13 protein-coding genes, 2 tRNA genes and 3 rRNA genes are annotated in these 16,970 nt (G+C 53.4%); 14 read left to right on the top strand and 4 right to left on the bottom strand.

Annotated elements, in window-relative coordinates; genetic code table 11:
* Positions 1 to 57 precede the first annotated feature (57 nt).
* From R0137_RS16850 to R0137_RS16810, 9 genes are all read left to right on the top strand, one after another.
* Positions 58 to 1,591 (top strand): 16S ribosomal RNA (locus R0137_RS16850).
* A 72-nt stretch (positions 1,592 to 1,663) separates the two neighbouring features.
* Positions 1,664 to 1,740: transfer RNA gene (locus tag R0137_RS16845), tRNA-Ile, on the top strand.
* 26 nt (positions 1,741 to 1,766) lie between these two features.
* Positions 1,767 to 1,842 (top strand) — tRNA-Ala (locus tag R0137_RS16840).
* A 487-nt stretch (positions 1,843 to 2,329) separates the two neighbouring features.
* Positions 2,330 to 5,234 (top strand): 23S ribosomal RNA (locus R0137_RS16835).
* A gap of 227 nt (positions 5,235 to 5,461) precedes the next feature.
* Positions 5,462 to 5,577, top strand: a 5S ribosomal RNA gene (gene rrf / locus R0137_RS16830).
* The 16S, 23S and 5S rRNA genes sit together here with 2 tRNA genes alongside, the layout of an rRNA operon.
* 192 nt (positions 5,578 to 5,769) lie before the next feature.
* Positions 5,770 to 6,327 carry a hypothetical protein gene (locus tag R0137_RS16825; protein WP_407327571.1) on the top strand — a complete coding sequence of 186 codons (558 nt, stop codon included), beginning with the start codon at positions 5,770 to 5,772 and terminating at the stop codon, positions 6,325 to 6,327.
* A 7-nt stretch (positions 6,328 to 6,334) separates the two neighbouring features.
* On the top strand, positions 6,335 to 6,931 hold the full coding sequence (locus tag R0137_RS16820; RefSeq protein WP_407327570.1) for a type IV pilin protein: 597 nt from the start codon (positions 6,335 to 6,337) through the stop codon (positions 6,929 to 6,931).
* A gap of 198 nt (positions 6,932 to 7,129) precedes the next feature.
* The gene (locus tag R0137_RS16815) at positions 7,130 to 8,104 is read left to right on the top strand and encodes a hypothetical protein (protein WP_407327569.1); all 975 of its coding nucleotides are present in this window, start codon (positions 7,130 to 7,132) and stop codon (positions 8,102 to 8,104) included.
* Positions 8,105 to 8,152: 48 nt separating this feature from the next.
* The gene (locus tag R0137_RS16810) at positions 8,153 to 9,616 is read left to right on the top strand and encodes a M20 family peptidase (protein ID WP_407327568.1); all 1,464 of its coding nucleotides are present in this window, start codon (positions 8,153 to 8,155) and stop codon (positions 9,614 to 9,616) included.
* A 16-nt stretch (positions 9,617 to 9,632) separates the two neighbouring features.
* Here the strand turns inward: R0137_RS16810 and R0137_RS16805 are convergent, their stop codons facing one another.
* Positions 9,633 to 10,217 carry a thymidine kinase gene (locus tag R0137_RS16805; protein ID WP_407327567.1) on the bottom strand — a complete coding sequence of 195 codons (585 nt, stop codon included), beginning with the start codon at positions 10,215 to 10,217 and terminating at the stop codon, positions 9,633 to 9,635.
* Between the two features lie 168 nt (positions 10,218 to 10,385).
* Here R0137_RS16805 and R0137_RS16800 point away from each other — a divergent pair, with 168 nt between their 5' ends.
* Positions 10,386 to 11,279, top strand: coding sequence for a hypothetical protein (locus R0137_RS16800; RefSeq protein WP_407327566.1), 894 nt, complete (start codon positions 10,386 to 10,388; stop codon positions 11,277 to 11,279).
* A gap of 165 nt (positions 11,280 to 11,444) precedes the next feature.
* Positions 11,445 to 11,909, top strand: a complete 465-nt coding sequence (locus R0137_RS16795) for a hypothetical protein (RefSeq protein ID WP_407327565.1) — start codon at positions 11,445 to 11,447, stop codon at positions 11,907 to 11,909.
* A 57-nt stretch (positions 11,910 to 11,966) separates the two neighbouring features.
* Here the strand turns inward: R0137_RS16795 and msrB are convergent, their stop codons facing one another.
* Positions 11,967 to 12,533, bottom strand: a complete 567-nt coding sequence (gene msrB, locus R0137_RS16790; protein ID WP_407327564.1) for a peptide-methionine (R)-S-oxide reductase MsrB — start codon at positions 12,531 to 12,533, stop codon at positions 11,967 to 11,969.
* A gap of 148 nt (positions 12,534 to 12,681) precedes the next feature.
* Here msrB and R0137_RS16785 point away from each other — a divergent pair, with 148 nt between their 5' ends.
* Positions 12,682 to 13,344, top strand: coding sequence for a TIGR00730 family Rossman fold protein (locus R0137_RS16785; protein ID WP_407327563.1), 663 nt, complete (start codon positions 12,682 to 12,684; stop codon positions 13,342 to 13,344).
* A 114-nt stretch (positions 13,345 to 13,458) separates the two neighbouring features.
* The gene (locus R0137_RS16780) at positions 13,459 to 13,956 is read left to right on the top strand and encodes a SixA phosphatase family protein (protein WP_407327562.1); all 498 of its coding nucleotides are present in this window, start codon (positions 13,459 to 13,461) and stop codon (positions 13,954 to 13,956) included.
* Between the two features lie 44 nt (positions 13,957 to 14,000).
* On the opposite strand, the gene R0137_RS16775 is transcribed toward R0137_RS16780, so the two are convergent.
* Positions 14,001 to 14,975: a glutathione S-transferase family protein gene (locus R0137_RS16775; RefSeq protein ID WP_407327561.1), complete on the bottom strand. Its 975-nt coding sequence runs from the start codon at positions 14,973 to 14,975 to the stop codon at positions 14,001 to 14,003.
* A 108-nt stretch (positions 14,976 to 15,083) separates the two neighbouring features.
* Complete coding sequence (locus R0137_RS16770) at positions 15,084 to 15,971, bottom strand: LysR family transcriptional regulator (RefSeq protein ID WP_407327560.1); 888 nt, start codon at positions 15,969 to 15,971, stop codon at positions 15,084 to 15,086.
* A 118-nt stretch (positions 15,972 to 16,089) separates the two neighbouring features.
* Between R0137_RS16770 and R0137_RS16765 the strand changes: the two genes are divergently transcribed.
* On the top strand, positions 16,090 to 16,932 hold the full coding sequence (locus tag R0137_RS16765) for a pirin family protein (RefSeq protein ID WP_407327559.1): 843 nt from the start codon (positions 16,090 to 16,092) through the stop codon (positions 16,930 to 16,932).
* The last annotated feature ends 38 nt before the right edge of the window (positions 16,933 to 16,970 follow it).

Raw genomic sequence — 16,970 nt, 5'->3', positions numbered from 1 at the left:
TGAGCGCGGGTAACTGTGAAAACCAACCCTCATGCCTGATGGCTGAGGTTAAAGATTAAACTGAAGAGTTTGATCATGGCTCAGATTGAACGCTGGCGGCAGGCCTAACACATGCAAGTCGAGCGCGAAAATACTTCGGTATGAGTAGAGCGGCGGACGGGTGAGTAACGCGTAGGAATCTATCCAGTAGTGGGGGACAACATGGGGAAACCCATGCTAATACCGCATACGTCCTAAGGGAGAAAGCGGGGGATCTTCGGACCTCGCGCTATTGGAGGAGCCTGCGTTGGATTAGCTAGTTGGTGGGGTAAAGGCCTACCAAGGCGACGATCCATAGCTGGTCTGAGAGGATGATCAGCCACACCGGGACTGAGACACGGCCCGGACTCCTACGGGAGGCAGCAGTGGGGAATATTGCGCAATGGGCGACAGCCTGACGCAGCCATGCCGCGTGTGTGAAGAAGGCCTTCGGGTTGTAAAGCACTTTCAATTGGGAAGAAAGGTTAAGTATTAATACTGCTTAGCTGTGACATTACCTTTAGAAGAAGCACCGGCTAACTCCGTGCCAGCAGCCGCGGTAATACGGAGGGTGCGAGCGTTAATCGGAATTACTGGGCGTAAAGCGCGCGTAGGCGGTTTGTTAAGTCGGATGTGAAAGCCCCGGGCTCAACCTGGGAATTGCACCCGATACTGGCCGACTGGAGTGCGAGAGAGGGAGGTAGAATTCCACGTGTAGCGGTGAAATGCGTAGATATGTGGAGGAATACCGGTGGCGAAGGCGGCCTCCTGGCTCGACACTGACGCTGAGGTGCGAAAGCGTGGGGAGCAAACAGGATTAGATACCCTGGTAGTCCACGCCGTAAACGATGTCTACTAGCCGTTGGGAGACTTGATTTCTTGGTGGCGAAGTTAACGCGATAAGTAGACCGCCTGGGGAGTACGGCCGCAAGGTTAAAACTCAAATGAATTGACGGGGGCCCGCACAAGCGGTGGAGCATGTGGTTTAATTCGATGCAACGCGAAGAACCTTACCAGGCCTTGACATCCTAGGAATCCTGTAGAGATACGGGAGTGCCTTCGGGAATCTAGTGACAGGTGCTGCATGGCTGTCGTCAGCTCGTGTCGTGAGATGTTGGGTTAAGTCCCGTAACGAGCGCAACCCTTGTCCTTAGTTGCCAGCACGTAATGGTGGGAACTCTAAGGAGACTGCCGGTGACAAACCGGAGGAAGGTGGGGACGACGTCAAGTCATCATGGCCCTTACGGCCTGGGCTACACACGTGCTACAATGGAACGCACAGAGGGCAGCAAACCCGCGAGGGGGAGCGAATCCCACAAAACGTTTCGTAGTCCGGATCGGAGTCTGCAACTCGACTCCGTGAAGTCGGAATCGCTAGTAATCGTGAATCAGAATGTCACGGTGAATACGTTCCCGGGCCTTGTACACACCGCCCGTCACACCATGGGAGTGGGTTGCTCCAGAAGTGGTTAGCCTAACCTTCGGGAGGGCGATCACCACGGAGTGATTCATGACTGGGGTGAAGTCGTAACAAGGTAGCCCTAGGGGAACCTGGGGCTGGATCACCTCCTTAAACGATAAGCACTACCTGACGAGTGCTCACACTTTTGTCTTCATCTAATCGGTTAATGCCATAAGTAACAGCAGGCCTGTAGCTCAGTTGGTTAGAGCGCACCCCTGATAAGGGTGAGGTCGGCAGTTCAAATCTGCCCAGGCCTACCACTTAGCTAGGGCGTGTCGCAGGACGAGGGGCTATAGCTCAGATGGGAGAGCGCCTGATTTGCATTCAGGAGGTCCGCGGTTCGATCCCGCGTAGCTCCACCATTACTAGCGCGTCCTTAGATAGAAAGAACGTTACTGAAGGAATAGAGAGACACATGGCATTAACGAAATCAGAGGCAGGTACAGCGTGCTGTACCTGCCTCTGGTTTTTATAACCGGTTCTGGTTTGTCCAAGCGACGCCAGATGTTCTTTAACAAGGTAGATCAAGCTGAGTCTTTGAGCTGAGCTGAAGCACAGGAAGCACGCCGTTGGTGTGCGAGTGTGAGTCAGACAGTTCTTAGATAAATTGTTCAGTGATAGCGGGTATTCAATTCCCCGTTATCACGACGAGTTGTAAAATATGTTGCAAAACATACTGTGACTTAAGCGTCACAACATCCGGCGGATCGGAGTCGGATAGACGGAGTTAACCGCTCATCTATCTCAAACGATCTTTACTAAACCCGGCCACGTAAAGCTTTGCTTAAGGGCGTGGACGGGAGTCTTCTAGATTAGATAGCGTAAGTTGAAAGATAACTTGGGTTATATGGTCAAGTGACTAAGCGCACACGGTGGATGCCTTGGCAGTCAGAGGCGATGAAGGACGTTGGAGCTTGCGAAAAGTCTCGGGGAGGTAGCAACCAACCTTTGATCCGGGAATGTCCGAATGGGGAAACCCACCCAATGTAAGTTGGGTATCTTTAACTGAATACATAGGTTAAAGAGGCGAACGCGGGGAACTGAAACATCTAAGTACCCGCAGGAAAAGAAATCAATTGAGATTCCCCCAGTAGCGGCGAGCGACCGGGGAAGAGCCTGCATGTAATAGCTTGTGGATTAGTGGAACGGTCTGGAAAGTCCGGCGATAGAGGGTGATAGCCCCGTACACGAAAATCTGTAAGTGGTACTGAGCATGCGATAAGTAGGTCGGGACACGTGATATCTTGACTGAAGACGGGGGGACCATCCTCCAAGGCTAAATACTCCTGACTGACCGATAGTGAACCAGTACCGTGAGGGAAAGGCGAAAAGAACCCCGGAGAGGGGAGTGAAATAGATCCTGAAACCGTGTGCGTACAAGCAGTGGGAGCAGACTTGTTCTGTGACTGCGTACCTTTTGTATAATGGGTCAGCGACTTATTGTCTGTAGCAAGCTTAACCGTATAGGGGAGGCGTAGGGAAACCGAGTCTTAATAGGGCGTTTAGTTGCAGGCAATAGACCCGAAACCGGGCGATCTATCCATGGCCAGGCTGAAGGTTGGGTAACACTAACTGGAGGGCCGAACCCACTAATGTTGAAAAATTAGGGGATGAGCTGTGGATCGGAGTGAAAGGCTAATCAAGCCCGGAGATAGCTGGTTCTCCTCGAAATCTATTTAGGTAGAGCGTCGTGTCTTACCCTGGGGGGTAGAGCACTGTTTGGGCTAGGGGGTCATCCCGACTTACCAACCCCATGCAAACTCCGAATACCCAGGAGTACAATCACGGCAGACAGACAGCGGGTGCTAACGTCCGTTGTCGAGAGGGCAACAACCCAGACCGCCAGCTAAGGTCCCCAATACCAATTAAGTGGGAAACGATGTGGGAAGGCTTAGACAGCTAGGAGGTTGGCTTAGAAGCAGCCACCCTTTAAAGAAAGCGTAATAGCTCACTAGTCGAGTCGGCCTGCGCGGAAGATGTAACGGGGCTAAATTGGTAACCGAAGCTGCGGATGCATGCTTGCATGCATGGTAGAGGAGCGTTCTGTAAGCCGTTGAAGGTGAACCGGGAGGTTTGCTGGAGGTATCAGAAGTGCGAATGCTGACATGAGTAACGATAAGGGGGGTGAAAAACCTCCCCGCCGGAAGATCAAGGTTTCCTGTCCAACGCTAATCGGGACAGGGTGAGTCGGCCCCTAAGGCGAGGCAGAGATGCGTAGTCGATGGGAAGCAGGTTAATATTCCTGCACTTCTTCATATTGCGATGGGGGGACGGAGAAGGCTAGGCCAGCGCGGCGATGGTTGTCCGCGTTTAAGGTTGTAGGCTGAGATCTTAGGTAAATCCGGGATCTTAAGGCCGAGAACTGATGACGAGCTTCGAGCGAGAGCGACAAGCGAAGTGGTCGATGCCATGCTTCCAGGAAAAGCCTCTAAGCTTCAGATATGAAGGAACCGTACTGTAAACCGACACAGGTGATCAGGTAGAGAATACCCAGGCGCTTGAGAGAACTCGGGTGAAGGAACTAGGCAAAATGGTACCGTAACTTCGGGAGAAGGTACGCTGCTGTTGGTGATGGGACTTGCTCCCTAAGCTGACGGCAGTCGAAGTGACCAGTTGGCTGCGACTGTTTATTAAAAACATAGCACTCTGCAAACACGAAAGTGGACGTATAGGGTGTGACGCCTGCCCGGTGCCGGAAGGTTAAATGATGGGGTTATCTTCGGAGAAGCTCTTGATTGAAGCCCCGGTAAACGGCGGCCGTAACTATAACGGTCCTAAGGTAGCGAAATTCCTTGTCGGGTAAGTTCCGACCTGCACGAATGGCGTAACGATGGCCAAACTGTCTCCACCCGAGACTCAGTGAAATTGAAATCGCTGTTAAGATGCAGTGTACCCGCGGCTAGACGGAAAGACCCCGTGAACCTTTACTATAGCTTCACACGGGACTTTGACCTTATTTGTGTAGGATAGCTGGGAGGCTTTGAAGCAGTGGCGCTAGCCATTGTGGAGCCGTCCTTGAAATACCAGCCTGGTAATGTTGAGGTTCTAACTCAGGTCCCTGATCGGGATCGAGGACAGTGTGTGGTGGGTAGTTTGACTGGGGCGGTCTCCTCCCAAAGCGTAACGGAGGAGCACGAAGGTGCGCTAATCATGGTCGGAAATCATGAGGTTAGTGTAAAGGCACAAGCGCGCTTGACTGCGAGACTGACAAGTCGAGCAGGTACGAAAGTAGGTCTTAGTGATCCGGTGGTTCTGAATGGAAGGGCCATCGCTCAACGGATAAAAGGTACTCCGGGGATAACAGGCTGATACCGCCCAAGAGTTCACATCGACGGCGGTGTTTGGCACCTCGATGTCGGCTCATCACATCCTGGGGCTGAAGCCGGTCCCAAGGGTATGGCTGTTCGCCATTTAAAGTGGTACGCGAGCTGGGTTTAGAACGTCGTGAGACAGTTCGGTCCCTATCTGCCGTGGGCGTTGGAGAATTGAGGGAAGCTGCTCCTAGTACGAGAGGACCGGAGTGGACGAACCCCTGGTGTTCCGGTTGTGTCGCCAGACGCATTGCCGGGTAGCTACGTTCGGACAGGATAACCGCTGAAAGCATCTAAGCGGGAAGCCCCTCCCAAGATAAGTTCTCCCTGACCCCTTGAGGGTCCTGAAGGGCCGTAGAAGACTACTACGTTGATAGGCTGGGTGTGGAAGCGTTGTGAGGCGTTGAGCTAACCAGTACTAATTGCCCGTGAGGCTTGACCATATAATCCAAGTTATTTGGAGCTGGCGACACGCTGGCAACAGAGAGAAGACTACGGATGTTGTGATTGAGTCAGAGTGTGTAGCAACACACCAAAGTAAGACAAAGCAAGACAGCAAGACAAAGCCGGAATGAACACCCGGCCCTCAGCTTGAACTACCGACCTAATTTGTTGGCGGGTACTTTATATGGCAGCCACGCGTTGCAATCACCCCCAACATGCCAGTTTGCCTGGCGACCATAGAGCATTGGAACCACCTGACCCCATCCCGAACTCAGCAGTGAAACGATGCATCGCCGATGGTAGTGTGGGGCTTCCCCATGTGAGAGTAGGTCATCGCCAGGCGCCAAAATAGAAAACCCCAACCGAATGCTCGGTTGGGGTTTTTTATTGCGTTCAGGTTTTTGTCCAGAATGTGTAGCGATGTTTACCGTTGTAAATTGACTTCTTTCTCTTAGTGTCGGATTCTTCTCTTCCATCTAAGGATGGGAGTTTCAGTTTCACTGCTCCCGAGCATTGGAATTGAAGCAAATCGCCATGAATACTTGCTTGAATCATACGGAATTAAAAGCGGACTTTGTTTGCGCGGTCTGTGGAAAGTATTTTTGTGAAGAATGTGTGGGCGAGCGTTTTTATCCGCAACCCGGCTTCATCTGCCATCAGTGTTCGGGTGAACAACCCGCCGATGCGCCTCAGCCCCTCCCTCAGCATCCTAAAGCAGAGAAGCGTTCAACAAATAACAGTGCGCCAAGGAATGCGGTACTCACAGCGAGCATAGAGTGGGCCGTAATCGGCTTGTGCATTGTGATTATGCTGGGCTTAGGCGCCTACCGGTACAGCCAACCCAAGTGGACGCCCGAGTTGCTCTCTGATCAGCCCGAGGATGTAGCTACCTATTGCTTGAGCGTGTTGAACGTGATGGAGGTAGAGGGAGAGGCTCCTACCCTTGAGGAGATTGCTGCAGTCTGCCCCAAGCCAATCAAAGCAGAGAAGGTCAATTCGTCAATACTAGTGACGACTCCAGATAGTTTTGCCTACGGCTTTAGCGAAATCGAAGTGCAATTCGATCCCACAACCCTCACGGTCACGGAGTAAAGCAGGTATGAAAAGACCAATGTCGGAGCACAGGCCACGACATGGCTGTCCCACTGGGGCCCGAGGTTTTACGCTGCTTGAGATTATGATGGTGTTAGCCATCGTGGGTGTTCTTGCTTCCTTGGCGTTACCGTCTTACCAGTCCTACGTTGAGCGCGCTGAGTTTGTTGAGGTCACGACATTTATGGGGGAGATACGAACCGCCTTGCAGGTTGAAACAGCGGGCGGCGCAGACTTCCCTACGGAGTTAGTGGGCTCTCAGTCCCGCGTGGCTTCGCGCCAATCGGGGGGAGCGCGTGTGGCGCGTCGAGATTGGCGAATTTCCTCAGAGAGCGAGCTGATTGACGAATATTGGTACGACTTCAATCTCAACCAGGATTGGGCTTACGTTGTGCTGCGGCTGAATTCAGACAAAATATCAGAGTGTCGTGGACGCTGTATGTTGCACGTCGGGGCTGTCAGAGTCGGTGACGTCGTACACACGGTATGCGGCCGCTGGGGCCAGGCGCAGTGGCCGGACCCTTTTCCCGTCGCTATCCTTCCGAGAGAGTGCCAAAGCACTAACGTGCGCCAAGAGTTGCGGCAGCTACGCCGAAGTCGCTAATGCCTTAGTGCACCGCAGCGAATAGCTGCGCATGACCGCCCACAACGGGGCATTAGTAGGAATCCTCGTTTAGAATAACGCTTTGCCCCGCAAGAAAATCGTGGTTTTTCTGTTCCGCATAGTTTCCACATCTAAAGCGGCGATTCCTAAAGCTGCCATATCTATGCGGACTTTCCTGGGAGCGCTATATAGGACGCTATGAAAAAACTTCTGTTATCTCTCCTGCTTGTTGCCATAGGGGCACTATGCGTTTGGACTTTTCGGGAGTATCAGCCTCTAGCTGGGCAAGTATCAGCAACGGACACGCCTTTTGGCCCTGAATCTGCGATGACGGAGATGATCGCCGAGTTGGATTATGGGGTGTTACCCGAGGCTTCGGGTCTTGCAGTGTCGGGCGTTGATTCACGGCGTCTCTGGTTGATAAACGATAGCGGTGGGCGGTCCGAGCTTGTGGCCCTAGGGCTGGATGATAATCGCTTCCTACGCGTCAATGTTTTGGACACCCCGAATCGTGATTGGGAAGACCTCGAGACCTTTGACTACAAAGGCACTCCATGGATCTTAGTGGCTGATGTAGGGGACAACGCTGCTCGTCGCCAATATGTAAGCTTGTACTTCTTTCCTGAGCCAAGCGTTGAGGATACTGAAGTAAAAGTACAGACCACAATTGAACTGTCTTACCCGGGGGGTCCAAGGGACGTGGAAAGCGTAGCTGTGGATCCGCGAACCAACACGCTGTACTTACTGAGCAAGCGCGAGGCGCTACCTAAGCTGTTTGCGCTTACGCTACCGGCCTTGGATAAGGCTGAGGCCTACCAGCTGCAAGCCACGTTAGTTGGCGAGGTTCGAAGTATCCCTGCGCCAACAGTCGAAGAGCTGCAAAGGTTTTCTAAGTATGGCAAGTTTCGAAGCCAGCCGACGGGAATGGCTCACGTGCCAGATGGCAGTGGGATTGCATTGCTAACCTACGGAAATACTTACTTCGCAGCTCTCAACGAAGAAAGAGATTGGTTAGCCGCTTTAAATGAATCTTTGTGTCCGGTACCGCGACCCGAGCTTAAGCAGGCAGAGAGTATAGCTGCGGATACCCAAGGGCGCTTTTACGTTACGAGCGAGGGGCGAAGTGCCCCGGTCTTACGAGTCTCCGTTGGAGACTGCCGAACAGAGCAGTGATTAAGGTTAAGCTGCTGGTCGCTGATTTTCGATATTTAGAGGGATCCAATGAAACGTCTGGTCACTATTAGTATTGCTGCACTGCTTGTTCTTACCGTGGTGCTGGTTTACCGCGCAGAGACTCACTTCGAGGAGCCGGTCCGCGAAGCTGCGATGGAAAAGCCTAGCGTGACGATCGACATTGCCGCGGCCTCCCAAACGCTTGCCAAGGCGATTAGCTTTCCCACGATTTCTTACGATGACCCTGCGCGCTTGGATACAGCGGCATTTGTTGGTTTGCGAGAGCACATGGCGGCTAGTTTTCCCCGCGTATACGCCGCCGCGCCCCCTCGGCTGATTAACGAACACAGTCTCTTGTTCAGATTCCCCGGTACTCGATCAGACCTGAAGCCTGCACTTTTTATGGGTCACATTGATGTCGTTCCCGTGGATCGAGCCACATTCGACGAGTGGGAGCATGCTCCTTTTGGCGGGGTCATCGCAGACGAGATCATCTGGGGACGAGGTGCCATGGACGACAAGGTCACGGTGTTTGCGTTGTTAGAAGCCATGGAATCCCTTTTGGAATCGGACCTGCAGTTTGAGAGAACCGTATACTTTGCCTTTGGTCACGATGAAGAAATTGGTGGCCCCATGGGTGCTGCGGCTATGGCTGATCTCCTTGCCGAAGAAGGTGTTGAATTCGAGTTTGTGCTTGATGAAGGAGGCGTGATTACCCAGGGGATGCTGCCTGATATTGAAGCGCCGGTTGCTCTTGTAGGCGTTGCAGAGAAGGGCTTTGTAAACCTCAGGCTCACCGTAAATGCGCCCGGTGGTCATTCATCGCAGCCACCGGATCACACCGCTGTGGGAATACTGAGTGAGGCCATTGTGGCCCTAGAGTCGCACCCTTTTTCCAGCGATGTCGGCTACACCAAAATGACGCTGGATAGCGTGGGCAGTCAGTCTGGGTTTTTAACGCGCTTAATGATGGCGAATCTTTGGCTCTTCGAACCCATAGTGGCGAAGGTACTGGCAAAGACCCCCTCAACCGCTGCAACAACGCGCAGCACCATCGCCGCGACAATGCTTGAGGGAAGCTCCAAGTCGAACATTCTCCCTACGCGAGCGAGTGCGGTAGTTAATGTGCGCATCATGCCCGGCGACAGTGTGGACTCAGTGAAAACACACTTCATCAATGCTATTGATGACCCGCGAGTCGAAGTGAGCACGTTTATGGAGAACGAGCCGTCTCGCGTTTCGCCCACGGATAGTTTGGGTTACCAGCTCATTGAGAGGAACATCCGCCGGATGGATGAGTCGGCGCTGGTCGCCCCCTATCTGGTTATTGGCGGAACCGACTCTAAACACTTCTACAGATTGTCCCCCAACATCTATCGCTTCATCATGGTCAGAGCTGATGCACAGGGGCTTAAGAGAATCCACGGCGTTAACGAGCAGCTACCGGTGGGTGACTATCGCAATGCCATAGAGTTTTTTATGCACCTTCTTAGCGATAGCGCGCGGGCTTAGTTAGGACGACCGGCAGTTAGTACGACCGGTGAAAACTGTCATTGAAGTGGCGGCGGCATAGCGATACATAGCGATCGTTTCCGCCTATTTCCACCTGGGCGCCGTCGGTTACCGTTGTTCCATCAGCGTCCTGTCGGATCACCATGGTGGCTTTCTTGCCACAATGGCAGATCGTTTTGATTTCTTTCAGATTGTCCGCCCAGGCGAGGAGATACTTGCTGCCCTCGAAGGGCTCTCCGCGAAAATCTGTACGAAGACCGTAGGCCAGGACGGGAATGCGTAAATCGTCACACACTCGGCCCAGCGCAAAGACCTGTTCCTTGGTAAGGAACTGCGCTTCATCTATCAGCACGCAATCCAGTTTTTGCTCTTTGTTCTTTTCGCTGACTATCGCGAATACATCTGCTTCGCGGTCAAAGATCAACGCGTCCGCCCCGATGCCGATACGTGAAGTCACCCTGCCGCTGCCGAAGCGATCATCCAGCGCCGGCGCCAGAATCAGCGTATGCATTCCTCGCTCGACATAGTTGTAGCTTGACTGAAGTAAGGTCGTCGACTTGCCTGCGTTCATAGACGAGTAATGAAAATACAGCTTGGCCACAGCGCCTCCAATGGCTTGATTGCTTACTGACAGAGCCCGCGGCACTGGTGGACAGCTTAACGGGTAACGATTCGCTAAGGATGCCATAGTCTGCGTGGCGAAGGGCTTGATTGGTGTGCATACTCATCGACACAGCTATCTAATTTTCTTTTTCTGGAGACTACAAAATTGCAGTGCTTTTGGAATGCTCTAACGCCAACCATCCTGTTTTGTATGCTGGGACTGACTTTCCCGTTATCGATGGCTGCGGACTTACCTCAGACAAAGGGCAGCGATAGCTACAACGACAACTACAACTACAGCGGAGCGCGTCCGAGAGCCGTTGAGCTTTATCGGCAGGGTTGGGCGGAGATTCTGGAGCGCGGTCGGTGGGGGGAGGCCGAGCGCCTCTATCGCGAGGCCCTTCGCGAGGATTCTGGTTTTTTGATCGCAAAAAGCGTGTTGGCGCGCATGACGGCGGATCCACAGGAGCGGAACAGCTTAGAGGCTGACATCAAACGCGGTAAAGATCAGGTGGATTCTTCGGGCAGACTGATTTTGGATCCCTATGTGATGACACTGAGGCTTATCTCGGCGCGAGAGACGGGTGCGAGTCTCCCCGCTGATTTCCGAAGCGATCTGACGGATCTCGCTATCAGCAACTATCGCAGCTTTCTGGAGCGCTACCCCGGAGAGTGGGCGGTACGCATCGAGTACATTGAGTGGATACATGCCAAGCATGGACCCTCCGCGGCTTTGCAAGCGATCAGTGAAATGCAGAGTCAGGACCCTTCCTTTACCTCGCGTTTAAGCTACTTCCCGGCCTACTTCCATGCAGAGCTGGGTGACTACGAGAGGGCTACAACAGAGGCGCGGGAGTTCGTAAGCAAGCTCGGCCCGGGCGACTGGCCTCAGAGGCATTACATTGAGGCCTTCATTGCCTATGAGCAAGGCGATTACCCTCGCGCCGCAAAGGCCATTGCAGAGACGCTTAACCTTGATTCCCAGCACATCATCGCTCAGCGCCTCAATGCCAAGATCAGCGACGCCTTGAGCCGCGATGGCGATGCTGAAACCCAATAGGGAGCCTACAGAGCGCAATTTCTTGAACGCTTTGGCTATTTTTAGTGAAGGGATAGTGGAAAAACACAGACTTTGGCGCTTGAATGGCTCAACTAAGCTGAAAAGCAGTTTGAGCTTAGCCTAGGCCGGTTATAATCGTCGTCATGAATCTTTGAGGATTAGCGTATGTTCGATAAATTAGTGATGGTGGCCGCAACTACCTGTGTGCTCAGCGCCTGTGCTGGACGCAGCGATTATCAAACGTTCTACCACGCTGAGCAGGGTGATTATGATGCCGCGCTGAGCTCAGCGAAGGCTGCCCAGAGCGGCGGCTTCGGTGGTGTTGAGGGTATGCTGTTCGGCGATGGCGGCAGTCAGTGTCGAGAGTACGGTGCTGTAGTCGTCGTCCACGTGGCTCAGGGAGATTTCTCCGGAGCGACAAACGCCTGCCAGGATTACGAAGAAGAGTGTGCTGTAGTCCCGAGTGCCAATCTTTGTTTCCAGTATTCACTGAGCGAGCTCGGAGCTGCCCAGTCCGATCAGGCTGTTGCCAGCAAGCTTACCGAGGACGCGCGTGAAGCACTGCATTTTCGATGGTTGATGCTTCGTGACGACTACGAGGGCCGAGAGCTCAAACGTCCGATTTACTAGCTCTGACCCGCTATTTCCAAAGTCTGGTTACCATTTTTGGTTACTAGATCTGGAGTTTTAGCCCGCTTTAGCGACGAAACGTAGAGATACACCATTGTTGCACCAGCGCTGGCCGGTGGGGGCGGGACCGTCGTTAAAGACGTGGCCGTGGTGCCCGCCGCAGCGCGCGCAGTGATACTCCGTCCGCGGGAGTATCAATTTAAAATCCTTCTTGGTTTCCATTGAGCCCGGAACTGTCGTAAAGAAGCTGGGCCATCCCGTACCGCTGTCGAATTTCATCTGCGAGGTGAACACCGGTAGCTCGCACCCGGAACATACGTAAACGCCGTCGCGCTTTTCGTCGTTCAAGGCACTGGTAAAGGGACGTTCTGTGGATTCTCTGCGCAGTACGTCATAAGCCAGAGGTTCATCGAGGCGCTCTCGCCACTCATCCTTACTGAGTTTTAGCTTGTCTTCAGCACTGACGACCGTAAAACCCTCGGGGAGAAAATCTCGCCACTGAGAGTGGATTTCTTCAAGCATCATGCTCGCCTTACTATTGGCCCAGATTACTGGCGCCGACAGTGCTGCCGTCGCCCCAATTGCGACCTTCGAGATCGCCGATAAAAATTCACGTCTTTTCATAAAACAATAAGACACGCTCACTCCAGAATAATTCCATTTACGTTTGGATTCGATAGATGGATTGTCTTGCATCGCTCTCTACTCAGCCAACTGCGTTTACGCGGTCCCGTGTTGCTACAGTAAACTGGTGCGAAAGCGAGGGTTAAAGATGAGCTCAAAAAGCATTCCGCCGGCCGCAGGCAGTGGTATCAGCCGAGAAGAGCAAGATCGCATCGAGCGTATCAGTGGTGAGCTTCGGGCGGGGATTGAGGAGCTGGGCGATGTCGGTCCCGCGGTCAGTATTTTCGGCTCAGCTCGGGTAGCTACCGATAGTTGGGAATATCGCAGTGCCTGTGCATTGGGGGAGTTGCTTGCGGAAGCTGGAGTTTCGGTGATCACGGGCGGCGGCCCCGGTGTCATGGAAGCGGGGAACCGAGGTGCGCAGGCGGGAGACGGTCGATCCATAGGTCTGAACATCGCCTTGCCCCGTGAGCAGTTAGCTAACCCCTATGTTGATACGGATATTGCCTTTCGCTACTTCTTTACTCGGAAGTTCATGCTGATTCGCTACGCCATGGGTTTTGCTATCTACCCGGGTGGTATGGGTACCATCGACGAGCTCTTTGAACTGTTGACGCTTGTGCAAACGGGCAAGCTTCAACCCTGTCCGTTGGTACTGGTGGGGCATGACTATTGGAGTGGTCTTTACAACTGGCTAGTGCGGGAGAGTGTCAGTCGCGGCTACATCGCAGCCGCAGATCTTGACCTCGTGGAAGTGGTGCCGGATGAGGAAGTAGCTGCCGCTGTGCTTTTGGACAAGTTGAAGAAATAAATCCATGCTGCTCGGGTGATCAGTATCGGCGTGTTAACGCCATCTCACCCCATCGCTCTAGCGCAGCCGTCGAATTTGTGAATTGCGTGCTGTGAATCATCTGGAGAGGCTTAGATGAAAGTAATACATCTTATGCGTCATGCTAAATCTAGCTGGCAGGACTCAGGCTTAAGTGATCATGATCGCGAATTGAATGAGCGAGGTTGTCGAGACGCGCCGCGTATGGGCCGGGCTTTGGGGGAACTGTTGCAACCTCAGCCCGTACAGTGCAGTTCTGCTGTGCGCGCGCAGCAAACTCTTGAAGGTCTTTGTCAGGGCTGGCCAGCTATGGCGCTGCAGCAGCATGCAGTTGACGACGCCCTATATACCTTTGATTTTCAGGATTTGTTGACCTGGATTCAGAGCTTTCAGAGCGATAGTGATGAATGCTTTTTGTTGGGTCACAACCCAGGGCTCACGGATCTTTGCAACCAGCTAGTAGGACGCCCGGCTCTGGATAACTTGCCCACGGCGGGTTATCTGCAGCTCGATTTACCTGTGAGCGCCTGGTCTGATGTTACGGACGGAATCGCCACTCTCACTGAGTGGCAATTCCCCCGAGATCTTTCGTAGCTGGAGAGCCGAGAGGCTGGAGCGTGGATACTTCCAGCCATAGCTTAGGCAGCTGAGACCACGCCTAGGGCATCGCGACCGTGGGGGCGATCAAAGTCAATGTCCGGCCCCAGCGGTACAACGCCCGTGGGATTGATGGTCCCGTGGGAGGCGTAGTAGTGAGTTTTAATGTGATAAAAGTCGACGGTCTCCGCGATGCCTTCTAGCTGGTAGATCTCACGTATGTAGCCCGCAATGTTCGAAAAGTCTTCCAGCCGGTTGCGGTTGCACTTGAAGTGTCCGTGATACACCGCGTCAAAACGGATCAGCGTTGTAAACAAGCGAACGTCCGCTTCTGTGAGGGTGTCGCCGCAGAGGAATCGACTGCCCGCCAAGTGAGCCTCGATGTGGTCCAGTTCAGCAAAGACCTCTCGGTAAGCCTCAGCATACGCTTCCTGCGTTGAAGCAAATCCTGCTCGGTAGACGCCGTTGTTGATGGCGGGGTAGATACGATCGTTCCAGTTTTCAATCGAGCCCCGCAGTGAGGCAGGGTAAAGGTCCAGTGTATTACCCGTGACTTCATTAAATGCGGTGCCGAGCATCCGAATGATTTCTGATGACTCGTTGTTGACGATACGATTGCTTTGCTTGTCCCACAGCACTGGTACGGTGACGCGCCCACTGTATCCTGACTCCGCTGCACTGTAGATCTGATGCATCAGCGCCTTGTCTTGCACCATGTCTCCCGTGCTCCCCTCGTCTTTGGCAAAGGTCCAGCCATTCTCCAGCATAATGGGGCTCACCACAGAAACATCGATATGCGACTGCAGTTCTTTCAGATTTCTCACAATCAGCGTGCGGTGCGCCCACGGGCATGCTAGAGAAACGTACAAGTGATAGCGTCCTGATTCTGCCGGAAACTCGCTATCTTGAGAGCCCATGCTATGCCGGAATTGCGCGTCTTCTCGGACAAAGCGGCCATCTGATGTACTGGTGTCATACCAGCGGTCCTGCCAAACACCGTCTACGAGTAAACCCATGAAGCACTCCTTAATCTCTACGTGATGTCTAAAAGAGTGATCATATTAAGTTCGACTTAGAAGGAAGAAAATTAGCAAAAAATCGAAATAACGTTCGCTTTATTCGAACTAATTGGAAGTTTTCGTTTGCGCGACGAGTAGTTCACCAAGGCGGCATGTTGCGGGCCCCGCTTTGTCTGAATCCGCATAAGTCATGAACAGCGAGGCTTTACGGCGCGAACCTCGTTCCAATGGCAGTTCCTGCAAGCTCCCGCCAGCCAGGTCATCACTTATACGTGTTACTGGTAACCAGGCGAAACCCATACCGCGTTTAATCATGGCAATAGACGTTGCAACGTGACTCACCGTCCAGCGCTGCTCCGCGCCCAACCAGCCGGAGTCAACACGCTGCCCGGTCGCCGAATCACGAACAACGATTTGACGTTCCGATGCGAGGTCCTGGAGGTTTAGAGGGCGCTTCACGGCATGGAGGGCATGCTCGGGGTGAGAGACCGCAATGAATTCGACATCCATAAGAGGCTCACCCAAAAAGCCCGGGGGCACGGAGCCTGCAACGAGCAGGTCTACTTCTCCTTGCAGAAGGCGTTCGGGACCGCCGGATAAGACACTCTCGACGAGCTCCACCCGCGTGTTAGGGAACTCCGTGGATAACTGAGCGAGGGCTTCCGCGAGGCAGTGCTGGGAATAGATTTCGTCGACTGCAACTCGCAGCTCAGCCTCGTCACCCTGGGAAAGACTCGCTGCAATCGTCTCCAATTGTTCCGCCTGATCGATGAGTTGACCGGCGCGGCGGAGCATCAATTCTCCCGCGTCTGTGAGCTGAGCCTTGCGTCCCACGACCTCCAACAGTTGCAGGTCCAGCTGACTTTGCAGTTTGTGTACAGCGTGGTTGATGCTTGATTGGCTCTTATGTATAGCCTCTGCAGCTTGCGCGAAGCCTCCATGCTCAACGACGGCGCGAAACATTCTCCACTGCTCTAAGGTAGAACGACTCATAGATCTAGCCTGTATCTAAAAAATCGAAAGGTATGGGCCAAATAAAGCAATATTCTTACGATTTAACAAGCGCTAATGTGGTGGCCAGTCAATGAGCTGTTACATAAAGGAGGTCACTATGAACCGCGAAATACAGCAAGTTTTTAACGCACAACCGAGCATGGACGGAGCGGGCGTGGCCATTCACCGTGTTGCGGGCTTTGAGAAGGCCGCCATGGATCCGATCCTCATGATTGATGAGTTGCGCTCAGAGCACCGTGAAGATTTTGCCGCAGGTTTTCCCCCTCACCCTCACCGAGGTATGCAGACGCTTACCTACATGAAGCACGGCGGTATTATTCATGAGGATAGCTTGGGCAACCGGGGTGAGATTCAAAGTGGCGGTGCGCAATACATGAGTGCCGGTAAAGGGATTATTCACTCTGAAATGCCCACGCAGGACACCGCGGGTCTTCATGGCTTTCAGCTCTGGTTTAATCTACCCGCAGCACAGAAGATGCAGGCGCCGCGTTATCGGGATTTGCCGGTTACCGAGTTGGCGCATCTGGCCGGGCGGGGTTTCAATTTGACCGCAGTCTCGGGGGACTGGCATGTGGCGGGAACGTCGAACTTAGAAGGTCCCTTGAGTGAGTTGGCTCCTCAGGCGGCTTTGGCCGATCTCAATCTAGAGCCCACTGTGGAGCTGACTTTCGCCGTGCAGCTGGAAGAATCCGTGATGGTCTATATATACAACGGCGATGTTGATCTTGGCGGCAATAGCTATGGCGAGCGACAAATGTTGTTGTTCGGTGCCGGCGACACGGTGTCGCTGAAAGGCGGCATCCATGGCGCAGGTGTGCTGCTTCTTCGCGGTCGGCCCATTGGCGAGAGGGTTGTGCACTACGGGCCCTTTGTGATGAATACTGAGGCCGAAATCGAGGAAGCCATCCGAGATTATCAGTCCGGACGATTCGCCGCCTAGTATTACCTGTGAAGGCCGTCAGGGCTGCAAGGCTTGTA

The organism is Congregibacter brevis, from assembly GCF_045689245.1.
In the GTDB taxonomy this organism is placed as follows: Bacteria; Pseudomonadota; Gammaproteobacteria; order Pseudomonadales; family Halieaceae; genus Congregibacter; species Congregibacter brevis.
This window is presented reverse-complemented; position numbering and strand designations above follow the sequence as displayed.